The following is a 20,020-nucleotide window of genomic DNA, read 5'->3' on the forward strand; positions in this document are numbered from 1 at the left end:
TTAAAGTTTTTAAATATAAATTAGTAAATAAAAAATAGATAAAAGTGAGCTTATTTTCCGATACAAAACTTCGAAAATATATTACCCAATACCTCATCATTTGTCACCTCGCCGGATATTTCTCCAAGATGGTCCAAGGCATTTCTCAATTCATAAGCCAGCAATTCGGTAGAAATCTGGGATGATATCGCTTCATTTACTTTATGAACAGCATTCAGGGATTTTTGTAACGCTTCAAAATGGCGCTGATTGGTAATAACCACATTGTTTTCTGAAGCTTTCAGTTGCTCAACATAAGAAGACAATTCATTCTTTAAATCCTGGATATTCTGGTTTTCAACCGCTGAAATTTTTATAAAATCAAACTCATGCAAAATCTCGCTTCTGAAAATATCTTCCACTTTTTCATATTGAGTTGGAATGACTTCATCGATTTTTGTAGCGCAGATGATCAGCTTCAGGTCGTCTCTTAACAAAGACTTGATCATTTCAATATCCTCGGAAAAATCCTCAGTTCCGGCATCCGCCAAATACACAAGAATATTGGCATTTTCCACTTTTTCTTTGGCTTTTTTAACACCAATGGCCTCAATTTCGTCAACAGTTTCCCGTAGTCCCGCCGTATCAATCAACCGGAAAGCGTGCCCTTTAATATGCAAAACTTCCTCTATGGTATCTCTCGTTGTTCCTGCAATATTGCTTACAATTGCTCTTTCCTCCTTTAACAAAGCATTTAATAACGTTGATTTTCCCGCATTAGGTTTTCCGATAATTGCCACAGCGGTTCCGTTTTTAATAGCATTTCCGTACTGAAAGCTTTCGATGAGTGAATTTAGTTTTATCTCGATTTTATTGAGTAATTGGGTAAGCGCACTCCGATCGGCAAATTCTACATCTTCTTCTGCAAAATCCAGTTCCAGCTCTATCAAGGAGACAAAGTTTAGAAGATCAGTTCGCAATAAGGAAATTTCATTAGTGATTCCACCTTTCAGCTGACTAATTGCAACTTTTCGGGACGCCTCATTTTCAGAAGCAATTACATCAGCAATCGCTTCAGCCTGGGAGAGATCAATTCTTCCATTGATGAAAGCACGAAGGGTAAATTCACCCGCTTTTGCCATTCTCGCCCCGTTTTTGATCAGTGTTTCAAGAATACGTTTTCCAATGTGCGGAGATCCGTGAAAAGCAATTTCCACCGAATTTTCAGTTGTAAAACTTTTGGGAGCCAGAAAAATAGATAACATTACCTCATCAATCGACTCTTCTCCATCCATAAAATACCCATAATGGATTGTATGAGACTTCTGTTTTGTAAGGTTCTTGCCGGGAAAACTTATCTGAACAACAGGTAAAGCATTATTTCCGGAAACTCGGATGATCCCCAAAGCTCCCACTCCATTGGCCGTAGCCAGCGCACAAATGGTATCATTATTCATACTGCAAATTTACGTTTTTTCACCACAAACAAAAATACCCTTTATCTATTGCAGTCATTAGCAAAACTCAAATAAACCACAACCCAAACCCATCAACTCTAAAATTCTCAAACCCTAAAATCATAAAACTAAACACTCATTACATGAAATTTTTTCAGGAGCTTTTTCCGGCTTTCCGCACTCGCTATTTCTTTACTCAGTCGCGGCGGCTTCGCCGCCGCGACTGAGTAAAGAAATGAGCTCAGACAATTGCTGCAATCCGGGCTATGACGGAACAGTGTTATTTAAATCAGCACAAAATTTAACGAGCCACCCTTTAAATGATGATCACAAAAAAATCACTTCAGAAACTGAAGTGATTAAACGCTTTGAATTTACTAGTTATATGAAGATATGAAATGATGTTTTGTTGTGACAAAGATAAAATCATTAATTCGGTGTCTCTTCAGGATAATCCCTAAAATAATTACCGTAAAATTACGGTTGCACAAGAAATAACTCGGCCCGGCAGGAACTGCCGGGCCGAGTTATATGATCACCATTAAAGATGAATTTTTCAACTAAATGATAAAATTTCAAATAAGATTAAAGCGGGCTTACCAACTGGGTAAACCATTCTTTTACGTCACCTTCCAGATAAGGTCCTATTTTTTCTTCGCAGGTTTTGTGATAATTATTCAGCCATGCGATCTCTTCTCCGGAAAGAATATCTTTAACAATCGTATCCTTAAAGAACGGACAGAACGTCAATGTTTCAAACTCATAAAATGTTCCGGAATCAGTTGTTTCCGACTCCCGTACTGCGATCAGATTTTCATGACGGATTCCGTACTGTCCTTCAACATAATATCCTGGTTCGTTGGAGCATACCATGCCCGGTAGAAGTTCCTGAGGATTCATATCCTTTCTGATATTTTGAGGACCTTCGTGGACATTCATAAAACTACCAACTCCATGACCGGTTCCGTGGTTAAAATCTTTGCCTTCCATCCATAGCGGAAGTCTGGCAATCGCATCCAGCTGCACGCCTCTTGTTCCCTTTGGAAATTTCACCATAGAAAGTCGGATCATTCCCTGCAAAACCAACGTAGAGTTTCTTTTAAACTCATCAGAAACAGTTCCTAACGCAAAAGTTCTTGTTATATCGGTAGTTCCTTCAAGATACTGACCTCCCGAATCCACCAGAATACTAGCATCATTAGTTACCTCCTTACTGCCTTCGCTTTTTGCTGAATAGTGCATGATGGCTCCATTATCTTTATATCCGACAATACTTCCAAAGCTTTCTCCTACAAAATTTTCTCCTTCAGCACGGAAACCTCTGAGCTTTTCCCCAATAGAATATTCGGTCATAGGCTCCTTTCCGGCGTTGTGAGTCAGCCAATACAGGAATTTCACCATAGCCACACCATCTGTCACCATTACTTTTCTGAAACCTTCCAGTTCTGTCTCATTTTTCTGGGCTTTCATTAAATTACCAGGAACCGGAGCCTTAATCATATGGTTTTCAGATTTCAAAGCTTCAAAAATAGACTGATTGCTGTTTGGGGAAACCAAAACTTTTTCATTTTTAAATTCCTTAATGCAATTGTAGAATTCTTCGTAAGGCATCATTTTTACCCAAGCTTCATCCAATTGTTTTCTGGCTTCTACTTCAAGTTTTTCAAGATCTGTAAAAAGCTTTGCATCATTTTTCGTAATCACGATATATCCTAAAAACACAGGATTACTCTGCACATCACTTCCCCTGAGGTTGAGCGTCCAGGCAACATCGTCGAGACTTGAAATAACATGAACCGTCGCTTCCATAGATTCCATTTTCTGGCGGATAGCTGCGATTTTTTCTGCAACAGATTTACCCGCTCTCTCTATTGGATGAACGAAGATCGGATTTTTAGAAGGCGTTCCCCTGTCTTTCCATACATTATCCAAAAGTGGAAAATCTATTAACGATATATTTTTAGCATTTAATCTTTCTGTCAGAAGCTCCCAGTTTGCGTGAGAAGTTGCCAAAGCATTTACAGCCACTCTTCCTTCTACCGGAATTTCAGAGATAATCCAGTCGATATAATTGGGTGTTCCTTCCATTCCCTCTTTGAAGAGATCAATTCCCGATCCTTCCAATTCAATCGCAGCTTGTGTAAAATACCTTCCGTCTGTCCAAAGTCCTGCTTTATCCTTAGTAACCACAACAAAACCTGCGGAACCTAAAAATCCCGAAAGCCAGGCTCTTTCCTGCCATTCTTCAGGTAAATACTCACTCATGTGCGGATCGGCCGAATATACGATAAATGCATCAACATTATTGTTCTGCATTTCTTCGCGAAGTGCAGCTATTTTTTCCTTTGAAGTCATTTTTTGAATAATTTTTAAAGATGTGAAGTTACGAATTTAAAGGTTATGAGACAGGGTTTAATTATATTTTAGCAATTTATCATAGCACATTATATAATATTACACTTTCAAATAATATTTCCTTTATAATTAGCTGGAATGTTTAGTATACCAAAGCTTTTTTCACTTCCCAACGATTACTTTTCGATGTTCGGTTCCCCAATCAGCCAGAGTATCGATGATCTTTTTTAAAGTCAAACCGTATTCTGTCAGTTGATACTGTACCGTTACGGGTTGCGTGTCAATAACCGTTCGTTTTATAAGTTTATTCATTTCCAGATCCTTCAGTTCTTTACTGAGCATTTTATTGGAAATGCCTTTCACATCATTCAGGATATCAGAAAAACGTCTTTTGTTATAATAGCAAACCGAAGAAATTATTGAGATCTTCCATTTGCCATTCAATATGTCCATTGCATCATGAACAGCCATAATTTGTTTTCTGTTTGTGTCGTTATCCGAGCATTTTATTTCCTCCATAAGTTACCTTGTTACTCAAAAGTTACTGTTACTTTTAGTTACAAAGTTACTAAAATAAATTTATTCATTTTAAATTTGCATCGTTAAAGAAATCGATTTCAAAAACAAAATAAATTCAAGTCTTAGACAAAAATTAATTTTCAATCATTAAAAATTTAAAAAATGAATTTCACAAATAAAAATGTAGTGATTACAGGCGGAAGTGCGGGAATTGGACTAGCAACCGCAAAAACGTTTATTGAAAAAGGAGCAAATGTTTTAATAACAGGACGAAATGCGGATAGTCTGCATACAGCTTCAGTGGAAATTAATAGCCCAAATTTGAAAACTTTAGCTTCTGATATTTCTAAACTGGCAGACATTGCAACATTGGAAAAAGAAATTGCAGAAAGCGGAAACAAAGTTGATGTGCTGGTTCTGAACGCAGGAATTGCAAAACAATTTTCAATAGAAGAAACAACAGAAGAAGTGTTTGATGATTTGTTCAATATCAACGTGAAAGGATTGTTCTTTACATTACAAAACCTAATTCCACATTTAGCAGAAGGCGCCTCTGTTATTCTTATTTCGTCAGGAGTTTCAGTGAGCGGATATGCACAAATGGGAGCTTACGCCGCAACAAAAAGTGCAGTTGATGCAATTGCACGTACTGCAGCCATAGAATTGGCAGACAGAAAAATTCGGGTAAATACTGTAGCTCCCGGACTAACCGATACACCAATGAATCGACAAACACCGGAAGATATTAAAAATGCTATTGCCGCAGCAGTACCTTTGAAACGAATTGGAGAAGCGGAAGAAATAGCAAATGCCATTGTTTTCCTGGCTTCAAGCGAAGCTTCTTATATTTCAGGTTCATACCTGTCAGTTGATGGCGGTGTGACTATTCGCAGATAATATTTAAAACTCATTTTCGCTTTTGCGTCAAAGCGTTGTCAAGGTTATTGAATGAATCTTAACAACGCTTTTTCAATAAATTTTAATTCACAACAGTTTATTGCGATGAATGATTTTTCAGATTGTTGTTTGCTTTATTTATTTTCTGTAGATAATCGATGATTTCTTGTTTTAATATAATTCCAGATCAGATACAGCAGAAATAGACTGATCCAAACACTTAGGACGACGATCATGAAAATAATCTGTATTGACAGATGCAGATAATTGGGTTTATAAAACAGGCGTTCGAGTGTATTAAATTTATCCTTCAACTTAGCTCTGTCAAAAGTATTCCGAATCTCATTGAGAGGCTCCCTATTGTGATCACGGAAATAAAAGACATCATGCTTCAGATCCTTGGGAACTATTTGTGATTCTATGTTATATTTCTTAAACAAAGTGTCCAGACGCTGAAACGAATGAAGCAGTGAATCCTGATCATATTTATAAAGTAATTTATATCTCGCTACGGCATTTTGATATTGTTGTGTAGCTTCAGAAACGTTACGGACAGGACTATATAAAATCTTATTTTCCAAAAAGATACAGATATCTTCATCATATTCCGGATCTACCTCACTACCTTTAAATACAATTTCCGTACTGTCTCCGATCACTTTTTTGGAAATAATTCTTTTGGTAAAGTCTTTAGGTTCAAGTCCTAAATAATCCATTCCTGATAGTATTTTAGAACTGATGTTTTTATAATCAGAACTTAGTATTTTCAACGTATCTATACTATAATAGTTTGTTTCAACGGAATAATATTCCGTATCATTAGGATTGTAATAAGTGGTGTCAGTTTCCGCAATCACCGGATAAGGTTTAGGATATAAAATATTTTCCGGATTAAATAATTTATCAGAACTATAGGAAGTATAATTGTACAAAAACGGGTATAATACATTCAGAAAAGTTTTGTCTTTATTAAAATCCTTTTCAGGAAGCTCCTGTCTCATTTTGGCATTCAACCCAAAACTGTAGCTTATGAAAAAAGTCAGCGAGAGAAAGGAAATCAGTAATAAAGAAGCACCAATTTTTACAGTATTAATGACACTATATTTCTTTTTGGAATGATTTCTCAATAACAAAACAAGAAAGCAAAACAGAAACAGACCGGTAATAAAAAAGTGGGAAATAGAAACGTCATCATAAAATTTGAATCTGTAAAACTCCGTATAAATATCGATTTTACGGATACCTTCAAACTTGAAATAGCCATAGATAAAATAGCCCAAATGTATTACGCTTAAAACAATAACAGATTTGATTAGAAATTTTTTTAATTGTTTGTCCATAATTGCAATAATATATTCTTTAAAGTAAGGTTTTTTTTAAAATAAACCGTAATTAATCAGATCCTGACATAATTCTAATTCTCATTTTTCATATTCAGCCTCTGAATATGAGCTTCCATCAGGCAAAGTTGACGTAAGGTCGGTTATCCTATATCTTCGCTTAAGTTTTCAAATTCAACAGTGAAATCAAAGTAGTGAATATAACATATATCATATTTAAACCTCCAATTCGGTATTTCTTCAGCCAAAATTAAGTTTAGATCAGAAATTAAAGAATTTTGGAAAGATAATTGCAATATACGAGAAATGGAAAGTCAGAATTATAAAAACCACAGGAAGTTTTACGCTCCTCATCATTTCGTTTTTCTTCCATTACTAATCATTTTAGAAGGGATCGGAATTTATAAGGTTTTTAAGGATGAACAAAACCAACTTTCCTGGATTTTGTTTTCGGTAATTATCTTTCTGATTTTTTATCTGGCGATTATGGTCCGCCAACATTACGCGCTTGGTCTTCAGAATCGTATCGTACGACTTGAGTTTCGCCAGCGGTATTTTGAGATCTTCGGGTTGAGGTCTGATGGTGTTGAAGAAAAGCTTGCATTCAGTCAGATTGCTGCGTTAAGATTTGCTTACGATGATGAATTCAAAGTCTTTCTCGAAAAAGCACTGAAAGAAAAGATGACGGGAGACCAGATCAAAAGATCCATTACAAAATGGAGAGCAGACCATCACAGAGTTTGAAAATAATAAACACTAAAATAATATTATCATGAAAAAATGGAGCTTTTACAGTATTGCAATATTAACATTACTGACACTTACAAGCTGCGAAGCAGTAGAAACGATCTTCAAGGCAGGAATGTGGTGGGGAATCATATTAGTAGTTGGCGTAATAGCCATTATCTTATGGCTATTTTCAAGGGGTAGGAACTCTTAACCAAATCTTATGGAAAATTCAGACTTAGAAATCATTTCCCATCTGAAGCCTTCAAAGATTGTCAAAATTATGAAAGATCCGGTGGCATCTGCAAAGGCGGTACATCTCATTTATACCTCCGATGCAGAGACAGCCGGTATCACACGCAAGAAGACCGGAAAAAAATTTTCTTATTACAAAGACGGCGAAAAAATCAGAGATAAAGAGGAAATCACCAGAATCAACAAGCTCGTAATACCACCTGCTTGGGAAAACGTATGGATCTGTGCGCTTGATAACGGACATCTTCAGGCAACCGGTTTTGATATAAAAAAGAGAAAACAATATCGCTATCATCCGCTCTGGAGTGCATTGCGCAATCATACAAAGTTTTACAGAATGCTGCAGTTCGGATATGCCTTACCGGACATACGACTACAGGTTGAAAAAGATTTAGCATTAAGAAATTTCGACAAACGAAAAATTCTGGCCTTAATCGTAAGTCTTATGCAGCGCACCAACATCAGGATCGGAAATAATGCTTACGAAAAATTATACGGCTCTTTTGGCTTAACCACTTTAAAAGATAAACACGTAAAAGTTCAGGGACAGAAAATTTCCTTTCATTTTAAAGGTAAAAAGGGGGTTATGCATGATATCGACCTGAAAAGTAAACGGCTGTCAAAACTGATACAGAAATGTAAAGATATTCCTGGCAAAGAACTTTTCCAGTACATTGACGATGAAGGAAACCGCCATACCATAGATTCAGGAATGGTGAATGATTATATAAAAGAGATCAGTGGTGAAGATTTTACGGCAAAAGATTTCAGGACATGGTCGGGAACAGTGAGTGCTTTGATTGCCTTTAAGGAAATCGGGTATGCAGAAACCCATACGGAATATAAGAAAAAGGTAAAAGAAGCGCTGGAAATAGTCGCTTCACACCTCGGGAATACAAGTACCGTTTGCCGGAAATATTATGTTCATCCTTTAGTTATTAATCTTTATGAAAACAATACTATCAAAAAATATCTTGATGAACTTGAAAAAATAGAAGAAAATGATGGTAAAGCCGGGCTTACCCACGAAGAAAAATTAGTTTTGAAAATACTGGAAACCGAAAAGATGTGATTGGTTAGTAGTGAATAGTGAACTGTCAATCTGCTGCACTGGTCAATTTAAAAATGTCTAAAAATTCATTATTCACTTGCAAAGCAAATTGACCATAACAGAATAATCAATGGTAAATTGTCAATACGTCGCCGCTTGTCAATTTACTATTCTCGTAAAATTAACTATTCACAGGCAAAGCCAAATTGACCATTAACAGAATAACCAATGTTGAATTGTCAATCCGCTATGCTTGTCAATTTTAATAATCTTTTTTAAAAAATTGACCGCTAACTTGCAAAGCAAAATTGACCATTCACATATTATAATCGACCCAAATAATTGTTGTAAATTTGTATCATTAGCAAATAAAAAATATACAACTAATATGTCTAAAGCAATTTCGCAAGTACCATTTGCGGTAAATGAACCGGTAAATTCTTATGCGCCGGGAACTCCGGAAGTAAAAAGCCTTATCGCTCAATATAAAAAAATGTGGGCTGAAAAGATAGAAATCCCAATGATTATCAATGGTAAAGAAGTAAAAACTGACAACAAAGTTCAGCTTCAGTCACCTCAGGATCATGCGCATGATTTCGGATTTTATCACAGAGGAACCATGCAACACGTTGATGACGCAATCAACGCTGCATTAGCCGCAAAAAAACAATGGAATGAACTTGGCTGGGAACAACGTGCAGCAATTTTCTTAAAAGCTGCTGATCTTTTAGCGGGGCCTTACAGGGATGTAATCAACGCCGCAACGATGATCGGACAATCTAAGAATGTTCACCAGGCTGAAATTGATTCCGCCTGTGAATTTATTGATTTCTTAAGATTCAATGTAGAATTTATGACAGAAATGTATTCTGAGCAGCCAGTTTCCGATTCTGGTATCTGGAACCGTGTAGAATACAGACCGTTGGAAGGATTTTGTTTTGCCGTGACGCCATTCAACTTTACAGCTATTTCAGGAAATTTGCCAACTTGTATGGCCATGCTTGGAAATGTAGTCGTTTGGAAACCATCTGACAAGCAAATCTATTCTGCAAAAGTTATCATGGATGTTTTAATAGAAGCTGGACTTCCTGCAGGAGTAATCAACATGATTTTCACAGATGGAAAAGAAACTGCTGAAAAAGTATTGGCACACAGAGATTTTGCCGGACTTCACTTTACAGGTTCCACTAAAGTTTTCCAGGGAATGTGGAAAATGATTGGTGACAATATCCATAACTATAGAACGTACCCAAGAATTGTTGGTGAAACGGGAGGAAAAGACTTCGTGATCGCCCATCCTTCAGCCAATGTAGAAGCTGTGGCAACTGCTTTGGTAAGAGGAGCTTTCGAATATCAGGGACAGAAATGTTCGGCGGCATCTAGAGCTTATATTCCTCAGTCTCTTTGGGCTGACGTAAAAAAAGTAATGGAAAACCAGATCAATTCAATCAAAATCGGTTCTCCAGAAGATCCTTCCAACTTTATAAATGCAGTAATTGATAAAAATTCATTTGAAAAATGTAAAGGCTACATCGACAGAGCCAATTCTTCAAACGAAGCAAACGTAGTAATCGGAGGAAAAACTGATGATTCTAAAGGATGGTTTGTACATCCTACAGTTATTGAAACGACAAATCCTCAGTACGAAAGTATGGTTGAGGAAATCTTCGGACCAATCTTATCAGTATTTGTGTATGAAGATGCAAAATGGGCTGAAACATTGGAGCTGGTAGATTCATCTTCTCCTTATTCACTGACAGGTTCAGTTTTTGCACAGGACCGCTATGCAATCAATGAGGCTTTCAAGGCATTGGAAAATGCTTCAGGAAACTTTTATATCAATGACAAACCTACAGGTGCAGTTGTTGGGCAGCAACCTTTTGGAGGGGGTAGAGCTTCCGGAACAAATGATAAAGCAGGGTCAAAAATGAACTTATTACGATGGACCTCAGTAAGATCAATTAAAGAAACTTTTGTGTCACCTAAAGACTACAAATATCCATATTTAGGATAATTTAATGAGTAATAGCAATAGTTTTGAATAATCTTATTATTTATCACATATACAGCTTCGGATTAATTCCGGAGCTTTTTTATTGATCATTAACAATAATTTTAATTATTTATTAAACATTTAATAATCATTAATAAAGTTCGGAATAATTATTGTTTAATGCTTTATTCACACTAAACAAAGTATTATGAAAAAATTAATGTTAATCGCAGCACTAGGAATCATAGCAGTAAGTTGCGGAACGAAGGAATCATCAATGTCAAACAGCAGTACAGATTCAACAGCAGTAGACAATTCATCAACAAATGCAGCGCCTGCTACTACTGATACAATGACGACAACGACAACTACTCCTGACAGTATTAAAATCAGTGCTGATTCAGCGACTACTGTTAAATAATAATAGTTTAACTTACATGAAATTTTCCTCAGATTAACTTCTGAGGATTTTTTGTAGAAGACAAATCTCCGACAATGATCCGATTGTCTTTTAACAATTATATTTGAATATACTAAACATTAAAAAATATTTCTATGACAAAATTATTCACAGGAGCAGTATTAGCCTTAGTATTTTTAGGAAGCTGCGCACAGAAAAAAGAAGACAGGGAAGAATTCAAAGACGAAAGAAACAAAGAGTATATGAGAAACAGTATGGGCGATACAGCTGCCTCTCACTCTGAATCTGCTACCGCAGACAGCTTAAAAATGAAATCAGATTCAGCAACGACAAAATAAATATAGACCGCAGAACTTTCTGCGGTTTTTTATATGAATAATCATTGAAAATTATTAAAATATTAGTTATTAAAACTTTAACCTGAAAACAAAAAATTAATCCAAACAATGCTGTAACAATTTTTGCCTCATAAAGACTGATTTGTTAACATAATTATTACATTTGCAATCAATAATAAATATCATGAAAAAATTATCAATATTCTCTGCTCTTTTTATCGGAGCCTTCGCATTGGCCCAGGGAATCAAATTTGAAGAAACCAACTTCAATACTATTCTTGCAAAAGCAAAAAAAGAAAATAAACTTGTATTCATTGACGCGTATACTACATGGTGCGGGCCTTGTAAACTGATGTCAAAAAATGTATTTCCACAAAAAGCTGTAGGAGATTACTACAATGCCAATTTCATCAATGCTAAAATCGACATGGAAAAAGGAGAAGGTATTGATATCGCAAAAAAATATAATGTAAAAGCTTTCCCTACTTATCTTTTTGTCGACGGAAACGGTGAGCTGGTACACAGAACATTGGGATATGTTGAAGAAAAAGATTTTATCCAGTTTGCCAAAGATGCCGGAGATCCAAGCAAAAGATTGGGCGCTTTAAAGAAAAAATTTGAAGACGGAGAAAAAGATCCAGCATTCCTGAAAAACCTTGCAAGTCTTACGATGTACAGCGACTCAGACTTTGCTGTAAAAGTGATGGAACGTTATTTCAACGGAAAAACAGAACTTGACAGAGAAGACATTCAGATGCTTCTTTCTGCGACACAAAGTACAGACAGTCCACTGTATAAAACTTTCCTAGCTAAAAAAGCCGAAATTACTAAGGTTCTTCCTGCCGAAAGATATGATGCTTTTGACAAAAACATTAAGCTTAATACAATCGTTAAAAAATCTTACAACGCCGATACAAAAAAATGGAATGACAGCTATTTCATGACCGAAGCGCAGAAGTTTTTAGCAAAAGATGAAGCAGAAAAAATCTTAACAAGAGCTAAAGCAAACAGAGCTTTAAAAGATAAAGATATCGCAACTTACGAAAAGCTGACAATGGAGCTTTATAAAGATTCCTCAGCTTTAAGTTCAGAAGAACTCAATTCTATTGCATGGAATTTCTTTGAAAATGTAACCAATAAACCTGCATTGGAAAAAGCCGTAAGCTGGGCACAGGAATCGGTAAAGAAAGATGAAAATTATGCCAATACGGATACGCTGGCTAATCTTTACAATAAAATCGGCGATAAGAAAAACGCAAAACTCTGGGCTGAAAAGTCAATCGAGCTTGCTAAAAAAACTGGCGAAGATTACGCTGATACTGAAAAATTACTGAAGAGTTTATAATAAAACTGAAATAAGAAGGAAATCCGCAACTAATCAAAGTATGCGGATTTTTTATGTATGTTATTTATTTAATATCATTAATATTCAAACAACACACTTCCCCACGTAAAACCACTTCCGAACGCAGAAAGCAGAACCAAATCACCTCTTTTGATTTTTCCTTCTTCAATTGCTTCACTTAAAGCGATAGGAATAGATGCAGCCGTAGTATTTCCGTATTTCTGAATATTATTATGAATCTTCTCATCCGGAAGTCCGAATTTTTGCTGAACAAACTGGGCAATTCTCAGATTCGCCTGGTGTGGAATGAACATATCCAGATCATCAATAGTCTTTCCTGCTTTATCTAAAGCCTCCTGCATAGTCTCCGGAAATCTTGTTACCGCATGTTTGAAAACGAAATTTCCGTTCATAATCGGATATACTTCTTTGTTGGTCACATGCTCAGGCTCTTTTCTCATCCTGTCGCTCCATCCGAATTTAGAGCCCGGAAACTGCGTGCACAATTCATCCGCAAATTTCCCTTCAGAATGCATGTTTACGGCCAGGATATCTCCAGCATTTTCATCTTCAGTTGCTGAAAGAACGATCGCCCCGGCACCATCACCGAAAATCACAGACACCCCCCTTCCTTCATCAGAAAAATCAAGACCGAAAGAGTGAATTTCAGCACCGACAACCAGGATATTTTTGTAGTTTCCTGCCTTGATGAAAGCATTGGCAACACTCATCGCATATACAAATCCTGAACATTGGTTTCTCACATCCAAAGCACCGATGGTATCACATCCCAGCATTTCCTGCAACAGCACTCCACATCCCGGAAAATAATAATCCGGAGAAAGCGTTGCAAAAATTATATAATCGATATCTTTTGAAGTAAGCCCCGCATTGGCAATGGCCTTTTCCGAGGCCTTGAAACCAAGATAAGCAGTGGTTTCCTGAGAGTCATTCCTGTTTTTTCTGTGTCTTCTTTCTTTTATCCCCGTTCTTTCTGTAATCCATTCGTCATTGGTAGTCATTAATTTTGCTAAATCATCATTCGTAACAATGTTATCCGGAACATGGAATCCAATGCCTTTTATTGTACTTTTAATCATATAGTTTTTTAATTTTGACAAAGATAGAACTTATTTAATACATAGTTTTTCAAATTATTACTATTTTTACTATATGCCAATTGAGACAATTTACAGAGACTCCCAGTGCGAATGGGTAGATGTGGAAGCTCCGTCCGCGGAAGACCTTAAATTCTTACATGAAAGATATGAAATCAATAACCTTCTTCTCGAAGACACCCTGGATCCGAACCATCTTCCCAAGTACGAACAGGACGGCGATGTAAAGTTCTTTTTATTGCGTGAAAGCACGGAACTGGAACGTAAAAACCTCAATACGATCAGTGACATTAGTACCAAAATCGGTATTTTCCTGTTGGACAGAACGATTATTACCGTTCACCGCATGAAAACAAAAAGCCTTTCTGAAACAAGAAAACAGCTTTCTCTGCTTACCACCGAAACGACAGCCGATCATATCGCACTGAGAATCGCGCTGCTGATCATGAAAAGCTTTGATGATGAATCCATAAGTCTGTTTGAAACAATGGATAATATTGAAAACGAAATCTTCCTTAAAAATACCAATCATACCAACCAGATCAAAAGATTGTATAAGCTCAAAAGGAAATCAGGATTGAACTCAAGAGTGCTTACCATTTCTACTGATGCCATCGAAAAGTTTAAGCTCTTAGATTTACAGGACTCGGAGACTTTTGATTTAAAAGACAAGCATAAAGATGTAGTGGCAGATTTTGAACATCTGAACATCCAAATCACCAACCTTATCTCCATGTTTCTGGCGTTATCGGATCAGAAGGCCAATCAGGTCATGAAAGTGCTTGCCATCTATTCTGTTTATTTTTTACCGATCACTTTTATTGCCGGCGTTTACGGAATGAATTTCGACAATATGCCCGAGCTGCATCACAGAAACGGATATTTCTTCACGCTCGGATTGATGGCTGTGGTTGTGATATGTACCTTTATTTATGCCAGAAGAAAACAGTGGTGATTACAGTGATATTTTGAGCTGGATCTTTTTTTTAATAGAACTTTGTCCTTAATCCAGACGATGTATATTAAACTATATAGAAACCTTGTGCAGAATCAATTTTGAATTAAAGAATCCATTTACGACATGAAAATTTGACAAAGAAGAGCCCAAAAATTATTTTTAATCTTTATTAACTTTGCTTATCGAATTTCAAATTTTTTGAGATTGAATTTAACGATCTTAGTAAAAGAATTTTTATTTAAAATTTAGATATAAAACCACGGTTTGATCTTACAATTATTTATAAAATTCATGTATTTTTTAGATCATTCTTCTTACTTCCTGATGGAATAGTGTTCTAGTAAGCCTTTTAGAACAGCGGGTACATTAACTATCAACCAAAATTATTCCCGGTAAAATATAAATATAAAGTGAATGGATATTTTACATTCTAAACTATTTGTGTACATCGCTGAAACTCTGATTGTACTGATAAACTATTTGAAAGTAAAGAATCTGTTCTGTAAGGCTATATCAAATCTATTATTATTTCAGTAAAAAAATTATTATAATATGTAAATTATTTTTCAATAAGAAAATTCCTTTTTCCATTTACTTACTGTGTTTCTGGATAAGTTAAATTGCTTGGATACCTGAATATTAGTAAGTTTATTCTTCCTTTGATAATCAAGGATCTTAATAATAGATTCATGATCATAACTTTTGTGTTTTCGGTTGATGATTTCTGATTCTTTTGTCTTACCAAAAACGACTTCATTCAGATATAAGACATCCATTGTTGAAATTTCACTCTTATTCAATAACGATGCGCATTGCTCATATTTTTCCGGACATTTTTTGCTGATGATGTCCTCGTAGATTTTTTTGTAATTAGGTAATGATCTTTCCATAATGTTTTTTTATACTGATATCTGTAACAACACCTTCTTTAAAAAAAATGACCAGAGTTGTCTTTCTAAAATAAAATGTTATGGCTAGCTCATAAAACCAGACATCAGACGGATAATAATTGTATTCAAGACCAAGTTCTAAGGAAACTTCCTTTTTGGTTTTGCCAAAAAGAAATTGATATTGAAGTTTTAATTTTTTAATTGTCACGATGGCTGATCTTTTTTTGTTGCCCCTGCCTCTATTTGTATTCTATAATTTACAATCCTTATTTTTTGTGTTATCTATTTTTGAAAAAATCTGGTTTTGAGTTGCGGAACGAAGTTTTTCTAATTAATCTCCACCGTTCCGCATAAATGCATTCCTTATATGCTAAAACTTATAAAACCGTTTGGAAGTGCACCTCAAAACTTTCTTAAAGAAACATTCTTCACTTTATATGGGTTATCTTTAAGCTATTTTTTTTCATCAATGTGCTGTTGTATGATGAGTTTGTGTTTGCTTTTTTGGTTTCAGAATTGCAGAGATGATTCTCTGCAAACTCTGAACCTTAATAATCATTATGTGTTTTTAGAATCTTGCAACTTTACATCTTCTTCATTTATATTTGAGTTTTGATCATTTTCAGATCTTTTGCCTATATATTTGGTTTTTCCAGGCTTCGTATACCTTTGATGCGGTTTTTTAGAAACTTGCGATAAGGAGGCTGTGAAAATCATAATGTTTTTTCTTAGATTATATAATATTTTCATAAAACCTTATCATATTGTAGTTAACTATTTCTTATCCATTAATTTCTATCAATTTTTTATCCGTATCAAAGATGACCTTTAAGTGACCGACTTCTTAACAGGTCATCGAAGACTCGGATTACGAAGTTTAATTTTCTCTTATCATCTGTTTTTTTAGGTCATCTTTCAATTTTAATTTATTTTTCATGGAGCATTATAATTTTTACTGTTTTTATTATTTATATAATGTCATAAAAAATGTATTTTTGATATAGAGTTTACAGTAATTATTCTGTTTGTTTAGCTGTAATATCTACATGCACAAAGTTATTTCTATGAAAAGATAAAATGTGTAATACTTTTTCAATATTTGATAAGTATTTATACTACTCCGTGTAGTACTAGTATTACAGCTAATTGCTATATTATTTTAGATAATAATATACTAGTTAATACCAAATAATTAAACAATATTTCAAAAATTAAACAGCATCAATCTTTGATGCTGTTTTTTATTCCTGAAACCGTCAAATAATAAGCTACAACCAACTGAAAATCAAACTAAAAACAAGATAAAAATCATAAAAATTTTTTCCTCAGCATTGTTCAGCCTCGATCTTTTTTATTAAATTTATATATACTAATAAAATATGATAATTCACAGAGTAACAAAGCTTTTCAACCTTGGATTTACTGACCCTACAGATTCTATAATGAATATGATGGAATCATTTAATACAGAACAGAAATGTAGAGAATATCTTGAAGACTTACTTTGGTACAAAGACCCAATATGTACTAATTGTTTAAGTGAACGACCTGATCATTACAAATTAAAAAAGAATGGTGAATTCAATGGTATTTATAAATGCAAAGATTGTAGAATAAATTTTAATGTGAAAATTGGAACGATGTTCGAAAATTCAGCAATTCCGCTTAGGAAATGGTTCTATGCAATCTATATTTTCACTTCCCACAAAAAAGGTATTAGTAGCCATCAACTTGCAAGAGATATTGGTGTAACGCAGAAAACTGCATGGTTCATGCTTTCAAGAATCAGACATTCATTACGTTCGGAAAAAGTTAAAAGTTTTGATGGTGACACTCAAGTGGATGAGACTTATATAGGTGGTAAAAATCATAAAAAATCATGGCAAAAAAGAGTAGAAAATACTCAGGGTCGAAGTACTAAAACAAAAGCTGTTGTATTTGGTCTTTTAAGCAATGGAAAAGTATCCACAGAAATTGTTCCTAATACAAAAGGGAAAACTCTCACAACGATTATTAAAAACATGGTCAAAAGAGGTTCTATTGTGGTTAGTGATGGTTGGCGAGGTTATTCACAAGTACACAAACATTACGAACATAAAAGTATACCTCATACTAGAGGTCAGTACGTCAAAGATAACTATCATACTAACAGTATTGAAGGATTTTGGAGTTTATTAAAACGTGGAATTCTTGGTATTTATCATTCAGTCAGTCCAAAACATTTACAACTTTACTGTGATGAATTTTCCTTTAGATATAATACTAAGGATTTTGATGAAGGCAATAGATTTAACTTTGCTTTATATTGTGCATTTGAGGAACGAATTACTTATGAGAATCTAATAGCTTAACGTAGTTGTTTAACTGTTGATTTACACGTTTAACTTATACTTGTTTGAGTTTAATTAATTAAACTTAATATATGTCTAAATTAAATTTGTTCTATAGAAAAGCAAAAGTATTTGTAGACTATAAATTTCTTGTATTTAAACTTAATTTTTTTAAATTTTTGGGTAAATTTATACCATATTTTAAACGAATGTCAGAATTTACAGAAAATCGTATTTTAGAAAAATTTAATACTGCTATAAAAGAACATTTTAGGGATTATAATAATGATGAATATTTTTCAAGCACATTAGAGGGTTTACCTGACGTATTTGATTATATAAATAAAACATGTGAAATTTCATACAATATATATTATAGAAAATTAGTAAGTTTTGAAGTGACGTTAATAATACGAAAAAACAAATATTTTATACGTTATTCACCATTGAATTATAATGGTATTAATAGTAATGCTATTATTGATGAAGATAGGAAACGAATCTTTGAATTTATAGATTCATTTAAAGAATTAGAAAAAAGACAAACATTAATCGAATTTGTTAAACATATTAAATAAAAAATCCGGCATTGCCGGATTTCAATTATATTCCTAAAACTCCTTTAGAAGCACTTAAATAGTTTATAAAATCATCTGAATATTTATAGTAATTTTTATCCGAATCATTACGATCAGTCCAACCAAATAATTTATCATTTAAATCAACTTGTTTTTTATTCAAAAGATTAGCTGATTTTGTTAGGGTTGTCCATGCTGAAATATCAGCTTTAGACATTCTATTTCTTTGCATTCTATATAATCTTACATAATGATCTAATTTAGGAATCATAAGTATGGTTTGCTTTCTAATAGCTTCTCTTTGTTCAAACCAAATATCAAGTTTTTTAAGATAATCTTGGTCTTTTTGCAAAATCTTACTTAATGATCCATTACAAGAGATGTCGTAATATTTGGTTTTAATGTATTTATAACCTTTATCATCATATATTGTATATCCAAATTTTTTAGCAATTGCTATTCCTTCATTCGCAAAATTGCTTGTTCGTATCCTGTCATATATTTCATGAGAAAGTAAATAGTAAGAATTATTTTCAGAATTCTTAATTAAAATCGAGCCTTCTCCATCTTGACCATATTCTTCAAAAATTTTATCAGAAACTTCATTCTCTAAAAACTTACCCTCAATGGTTTCCCTTGCTATTGTCATGTATTTTGAAATTACATCATAAGTACCTTTTATTGTTGAAAAATTTGAAATTGTTTTTTCAGAATCTTGAAAATAAGCTGTTCTTTTTAATTTGTCTGTTGATTTTACAAATGCGTCTTCATATTTATATTCTTCTGTTAATGATTTTTCTTCTTCCACCATGCGTAAATATCTTTGTGCTGAATCAGGCATTTGTCCATCCTCATTCTTAACAGTTTGTAATGATAAAATATCCATGTATTCTTTTAACATGGATTTAGATGCATATTTATTTTCTTTTTTAATATATAGAATCTTTTTAGGTTTAACACCCCAACCAGCGTAGGTCGATGATTTGTCATCAATTTCAAACTTTAAATTTAATTCATTTGCTAATTTAGCAGCCTTATCAAGTAATCGATCATCTTTTTCATTTAGATAAGTATTTAGTAAATTAATAATTTCAATTCTTTTGTCGTATTTTATATTGTGAGATTTTTTACTATTGATATATTCATCATAAAATTCTTTATAATCATTTTTTGAGTTCAAAAACATAGAATATCGATGAGTCATTACTTTGCCTTTAACTAGATTATAATCATCAATTTCCTTCATGATTATGACGCTAACCTCATTATTATTAATTTTTACTTTGCTGACGACTTCATCATCGATTATAAGTTTTTCTTGTCCTGATAAAGAGAGATTTGTTAGCATCAAAATAGAACATGATGCTACTGTTTTGAATGTAGAGAATTCAAATTTCATTGTGTGGTAGTTTTGGTTAATAAATGCTTAAAAATAAAGCGTGGGCATTGTACCACGTTAACCAAGGGCTA

General features: G+C 34.0%; 20 protein-coding genes. 11 read left to right on the forward strand and 9 right to left on the reverse strand.

Going from position 1 to position 20,020, the window contains the following annotated elements; translation table 11 throughout:
• Window positions 1-50: 50 nt before the first annotated feature.
• From mnmE to BMW64_RS18870, 3 genes are all read right to left on the reverse strand, one after another.
• Window positions 51-1,436 (reverse strand): tRNA uridine-5-carboxymethylaminomethyl(34) synthesis GTPase MnmE, encoded by a 1,386-nt coding sequence (gene mnmE / locus BMW64_RS18860; protein WP_090001982.1) that lies wholly within the window; start codon window positions 1,434-1,436, stop codon window positions 51-53.
• Between the two features lie 585 nt (window positions 1,437-2,021).
• Window positions 2,022-3,791 carry an aminopeptidase P family protein gene (locus BMW64_RS18865; protein WP_090001984.1) on the reverse strand — a complete coding sequence of 590 codons (1,770 nt, stop codon included), beginning with the start codon at window positions 3,789-3,791 and terminating at the stop codon, window positions 2,022-2,024.
• Between the two features lie 162 nt (window positions 3,792-3,953).
• A complete protein-coding gene (locus BMW64_RS18870; RefSeq protein ID WP_090001986.1) occupies window positions 3,954-4,310 on the reverse strand; it encodes a winged helix-turn-helix transcriptional regulator in 357 nt (118 codons plus the stop codon).
• A 162-nt stretch (window positions 4,311-4,472) separates the two neighbouring features.
• Here BMW64_RS18870 and BMW64_RS18875 point away from each other — a divergent pair, with 162 nt between their 5' ends.
• On the forward strand, window positions 4,473-5,207 hold the full coding sequence (locus tag BMW64_RS18875; RefSeq protein ID WP_090001988.1) for an SDR family NAD(P)-dependent oxidoreductase: 735 nt from the start codon (window positions 4,473-4,475) through the stop codon (window positions 5,205-5,207).
• Between the two features lie 134 nt (window positions 5,208-5,341).
• Here BMW64_RS18875 and BMW64_RS18880 read toward each other — a convergent pair whose 3' ends face one another.
• Entirely contained in the window at window positions 5,342-6,547 is a 1,206-nt protein-coding gene (locus BMW64_RS18880; RefSeq protein WP_090001990.1) for a hypothetical protein, read from the reverse strand.
• Window positions 6,548-6,853: 306 nt separating this feature from the next.
• Here BMW64_RS18880 and BMW64_RS18885 point away from each other — a divergent pair, with 306 nt between their 5' ends.
• The 7 genes from BMW64_RS18885 (at window position 6,854) to BMW64_RS18915 (ending at window position 12,676) form a co-directional block, all read left to right on the forward strand.
• The gene (locus tag BMW64_RS18885; RefSeq protein ID WP_090001992.1) at window positions 6,854-7,291 is read left to right on the forward strand and encodes a DUF6526 family protein; all 438 of its coding nucleotides are present in this window, start codon (window positions 6,854-6,856) and stop codon (window positions 7,289-7,291) included.
• A gap of 28 nt (window positions 7,292-7,319) precedes the next feature.
• On the forward strand, window positions 7,320-7,487 hold the full coding sequence (locus tag BMW64_RS18890; RefSeq protein WP_029296925.1) for a hypothetical protein: 168 nt from the start codon (window positions 7,320-7,322) through the stop codon (window positions 7,485-7,487).
• A gap of 9 nt (window positions 7,488-7,496) precedes the next feature.
• Window positions 7,497-8,600, forward strand: a complete 1,104-nt coding sequence (locus BMW64_RS18895) for a DNA topoisomerase IB (RefSeq protein ID WP_090001994.1) — start codon at window positions 7,497-7,499, stop codon at window positions 8,598-8,600.
• A 367-nt stretch (window positions 8,601-8,967) separates the two neighbouring features.
• Entirely contained in the window at window positions 8,968-10,593 is a 1,626-nt protein-coding gene (gene pruA, locus BMW64_RS18900; RefSeq protein WP_090001996.1) for an L-glutamate gamma-semialdehyde dehydrogenase, read from the forward strand.
• A gap of 187 nt (window positions 10,594-10,780) precedes the next feature.
• The gene (locus tag BMW64_RS18905) at window positions 10,781-10,993 is read left to right on the forward strand and encodes a cytochrome C551 (protein WP_090001998.1); all 213 of its coding nucleotides are present in this window, start codon (window positions 10,781-10,783) and stop codon (window positions 10,991-10,993) included.
• A gap of 134 nt (window positions 10,994-11,127) precedes the next feature.
• Window positions 11,128-11,331 (forward strand): hypothetical protein, encoded by a 204-nt coding sequence (locus BMW64_RS18910; protein ID WP_090002000.1) that lies wholly within the window; start codon window positions 11,128-11,130, stop codon window positions 11,329-11,331.
• A 184-nt stretch (window positions 11,332-11,515) separates the two neighbouring features.
• Entirely contained in the window at window positions 11,516-12,676 is a 1,161-nt protein-coding gene (locus tag BMW64_RS18915; protein WP_090002002.1) for a thioredoxin family protein, read from the forward strand.
• 77 nt (window positions 12,677-12,753) lie between these two features.
• Here BMW64_RS18915 and BMW64_RS18920 read toward each other — a convergent pair whose 3' ends face one another.
• Window positions 12,754-13,776 (reverse strand): 3-oxoacyl-ACP synthase III family protein, encoded by a 1,023-nt coding sequence (locus BMW64_RS18920; RefSeq protein WP_090002004.1) that lies wholly within the window; start codon window positions 13,774-13,776, stop codon window positions 12,754-12,756.
• 73 nt (window positions 13,777-13,849) lie between these two features.
• On the opposite strand from BMW64_RS18920, the gene BMW64_RS18925 reads away from it, so the two are divergent.
• Entirely contained in the window at window positions 13,850-14,749 is a 900-nt protein-coding gene (locus BMW64_RS18925) for a magnesium transporter CorA family protein (RefSeq protein ID WP_090002006.1), read from the forward strand.
• A gap of 569 nt (window positions 14,750-15,318) precedes the next feature.
• Here the strand turns inward: BMW64_RS18925 and BMW64_RS18930 are convergent.
• From BMW64_RS18930 to BMW64_RS20795, 3 genes are all read right to left on the reverse strand, one after another.
• Complete coding sequence (locus BMW64_RS18930) at window positions 15,319-15,642, reverse strand: transposase (RefSeq protein ID WP_090002008.1); 324 nt, start codon at window positions 15,640-15,642, stop codon at window positions 15,319-15,321.
• Entirely contained in the window at window positions 15,623-15,850 is a 228-nt protein-coding gene (locus BMW64_RS18935; RefSeq protein WP_228400970.1) for a hypothetical protein, read from the reverse strand. The genes BMW64_RS18930 and BMW64_RS18935 overlap by 20 nt, the downstream gene beginning before the upstream one ends.
• 350 nt (window positions 15,851-16,200) lie before the next feature.
• Complete coding sequence (locus BMW64_RS20795) at window positions 16,201-16,392, reverse strand: hypothetical protein (RefSeq protein WP_177175327.1); 192 nt, start codon at window positions 16,390-16,392, stop codon at window positions 16,201-16,203.
• A 629-nt stretch (window positions 16,393-17,021) separates the two neighbouring features.
• Here BMW64_RS20795 and BMW64_RS18940 point away from each other — a divergent pair.
• A complete protein-coding gene (locus BMW64_RS18940; RefSeq protein WP_090002010.1) occupies window positions 17,022-17,993 on the forward strand; it encodes an IS1595 family transposase in 972 nt (323 codons plus the stop codon).
• 71 nt (window positions 17,994-18,064) lie between these two features.
• Window positions 18,065-18,550 (forward strand): hypothetical protein, encoded by a 486-nt coding sequence (locus BMW64_RS18945; RefSeq protein WP_090002012.1) that lies wholly within the window; start codon window positions 18,065-18,067, stop codon window positions 18,548-18,550.
• Window positions 18,551-18,575: 25 nt separating this feature from the next.
• On the opposite strand, the gene BMW64_RS18950 is transcribed toward BMW64_RS18945, so the two are convergent.
• Window positions 18,576-19,949 carry a hypothetical protein gene (locus tag BMW64_RS18950; RefSeq protein WP_090002014.1) on the reverse strand — a complete coding sequence of 458 codons (1,374 nt, stop codon included), beginning with the start codon at window positions 19,947-19,949 and terminating at the stop codon, window positions 18,576-18,578.
• Window positions 19,950-20,020 lie beyond the last annotated feature (71 nt).

This window comes from Chryseobacterium taichungense, assembly GCF_900109935.1.
GTDB classification, from domain to species: domain Bacteria; phylum Bacteroidota; class Bacteroidia; order Flavobacteriales; family Weeksellaceae; genus Chryseobacterium; species Chryseobacterium taichungense.

What these genes read in the sequence shown, in the direction of transcription:
- BMW64_RS18925 (WP_090002006.1), top strand. Translation starts at nt 13,850, where the DNA reads ATGCCAATTGAGACAATTTACAGAGACTCCCAGTGCGAATGGGTAGAT.
- BMW64_RS18890 (WP_029296925.1), top strand. Translation starts at nt 7,320, where the DNA reads ATGAAAAAATGGAGCTTTTACAGTATTGCAATATTAACATTACTGACA.
- BMW64_RS18905 (WP_090001998.1), top strand. Translation starts at nt 10,781, where the DNA reads ATGAAAAAATTAATGTTAATCGCAGCACTAGGAATCATAGCAGTAAGT.
- BMW64_RS18875 (WP_090001988.1), top strand. Translation starts at nt 4,473, where the DNA reads ATGAATTTCACAAATAAAAATGTAGTGATTACAGGCGGAAGTGCGGGA.
- BMW64_RS18930 (WP_090002008.1), bottom strand. Translation starts at nt 15,642, where the DNA reads ATGGAAAGATCATTACCTAATTACAAAAAAATCTACGAGGACATCATC.
- BMW64_RS20795 (WP_177175327.1), bottom strand. Translation starts at nt 16,392, where the DNA reads ATGAAAATATTATATAATCTAAGAAAAAACATTATGATTTTCACAGCC.
- BMW64_RS18870 (WP_090001986.1), bottom strand. Translation starts at nt 4,310, where the DNA reads ATGGAGGAAATAAAATGCTCGGATAACGACACAAACAGAAAACAAATT.
- BMW64_RS18950 (WP_090002014.1), bottom strand. Translation starts at nt 19,949, where the DNA reads ATGAAATTTGAATTCTCTACATTCAAAACAGTAGCATCATGTTCTATT.
- BMW64_RS18920 (WP_090002004.1), bottom strand. Translation starts at nt 13,776, where the DNA reads ATGATTAAAAGTACAATAAAAGGCATTGGATTCCATGTTCCGGATAAC.
- BMW64_RS18940 (WP_090002010.1), top strand. Translation starts at nt 17,022, where the DNA reads ATGATAATTCACAGAGTAACAAAGCTTTTCAACCTTGGATTTACTGAC.
- BMW64_RS18880 (WP_090001990.1), bottom strand. Translation starts at nt 6,547, where the DNA reads ATGGACAAACAATTAAAAAAATTTCTAATCAAATCTGTTATTGTTTTA.
- pruA (WP_090001996.1), top strand. Translation starts at nt 8,968, where the DNA reads ATGTCTAAAGCAATTTCGCAAGTACCATTTGCGGTAAATGAACCGGTA.
- BMW64_RS18885 (WP_090001992.1), top strand. Translation starts at nt 6,854, where the DNA reads ATGGAAAGTCAGAATTATAAAAACCACAGGAAGTTTTACGCTCCTCAT.
- BMW64_RS18910 (WP_090002000.1), top strand. Translation starts at nt 11,128, where the DNA reads ATGACAAAATTATTCACAGGAGCAGTATTAGCCTTAGTATTTTTAGGA.
- BMW64_RS18895 (WP_090001994.1), top strand. Translation starts at nt 7,497, where the DNA reads ATGGAAAATTCAGACTTAGAAATCATTTCCCATCTGAAGCCTTCAAAG.
- BMW64_RS18915 (WP_090002002.1), top strand. Translation starts at nt 11,516, where the DNA reads ATGAAAAAATTATCAATATTCTCTGCTCTTTTTATCGGAGCCTTCGCA.
- mnmE (WP_090001982.1), bottom strand. Translation starts at nt 1,436, where the DNA reads ATGAATAATGATACCATTTGTGCGCTGGCTACGGCCAATGGAGTGGGA.
- BMW64_RS18865 (WP_090001984.1), bottom strand. Translation starts at nt 3,791, where the DNA reads ATGACTTCAAAGGAAAAAATAGCTGCACTTCGCGAAGAAATGCAGAAC.
- BMW64_RS18945 (WP_090002012.1), top strand. Translation starts at nt 18,065, where the DNA reads ATGTCTAAATTAAATTTGTTCTATAGAAAAGCAAAAGTATTTGTAGAC.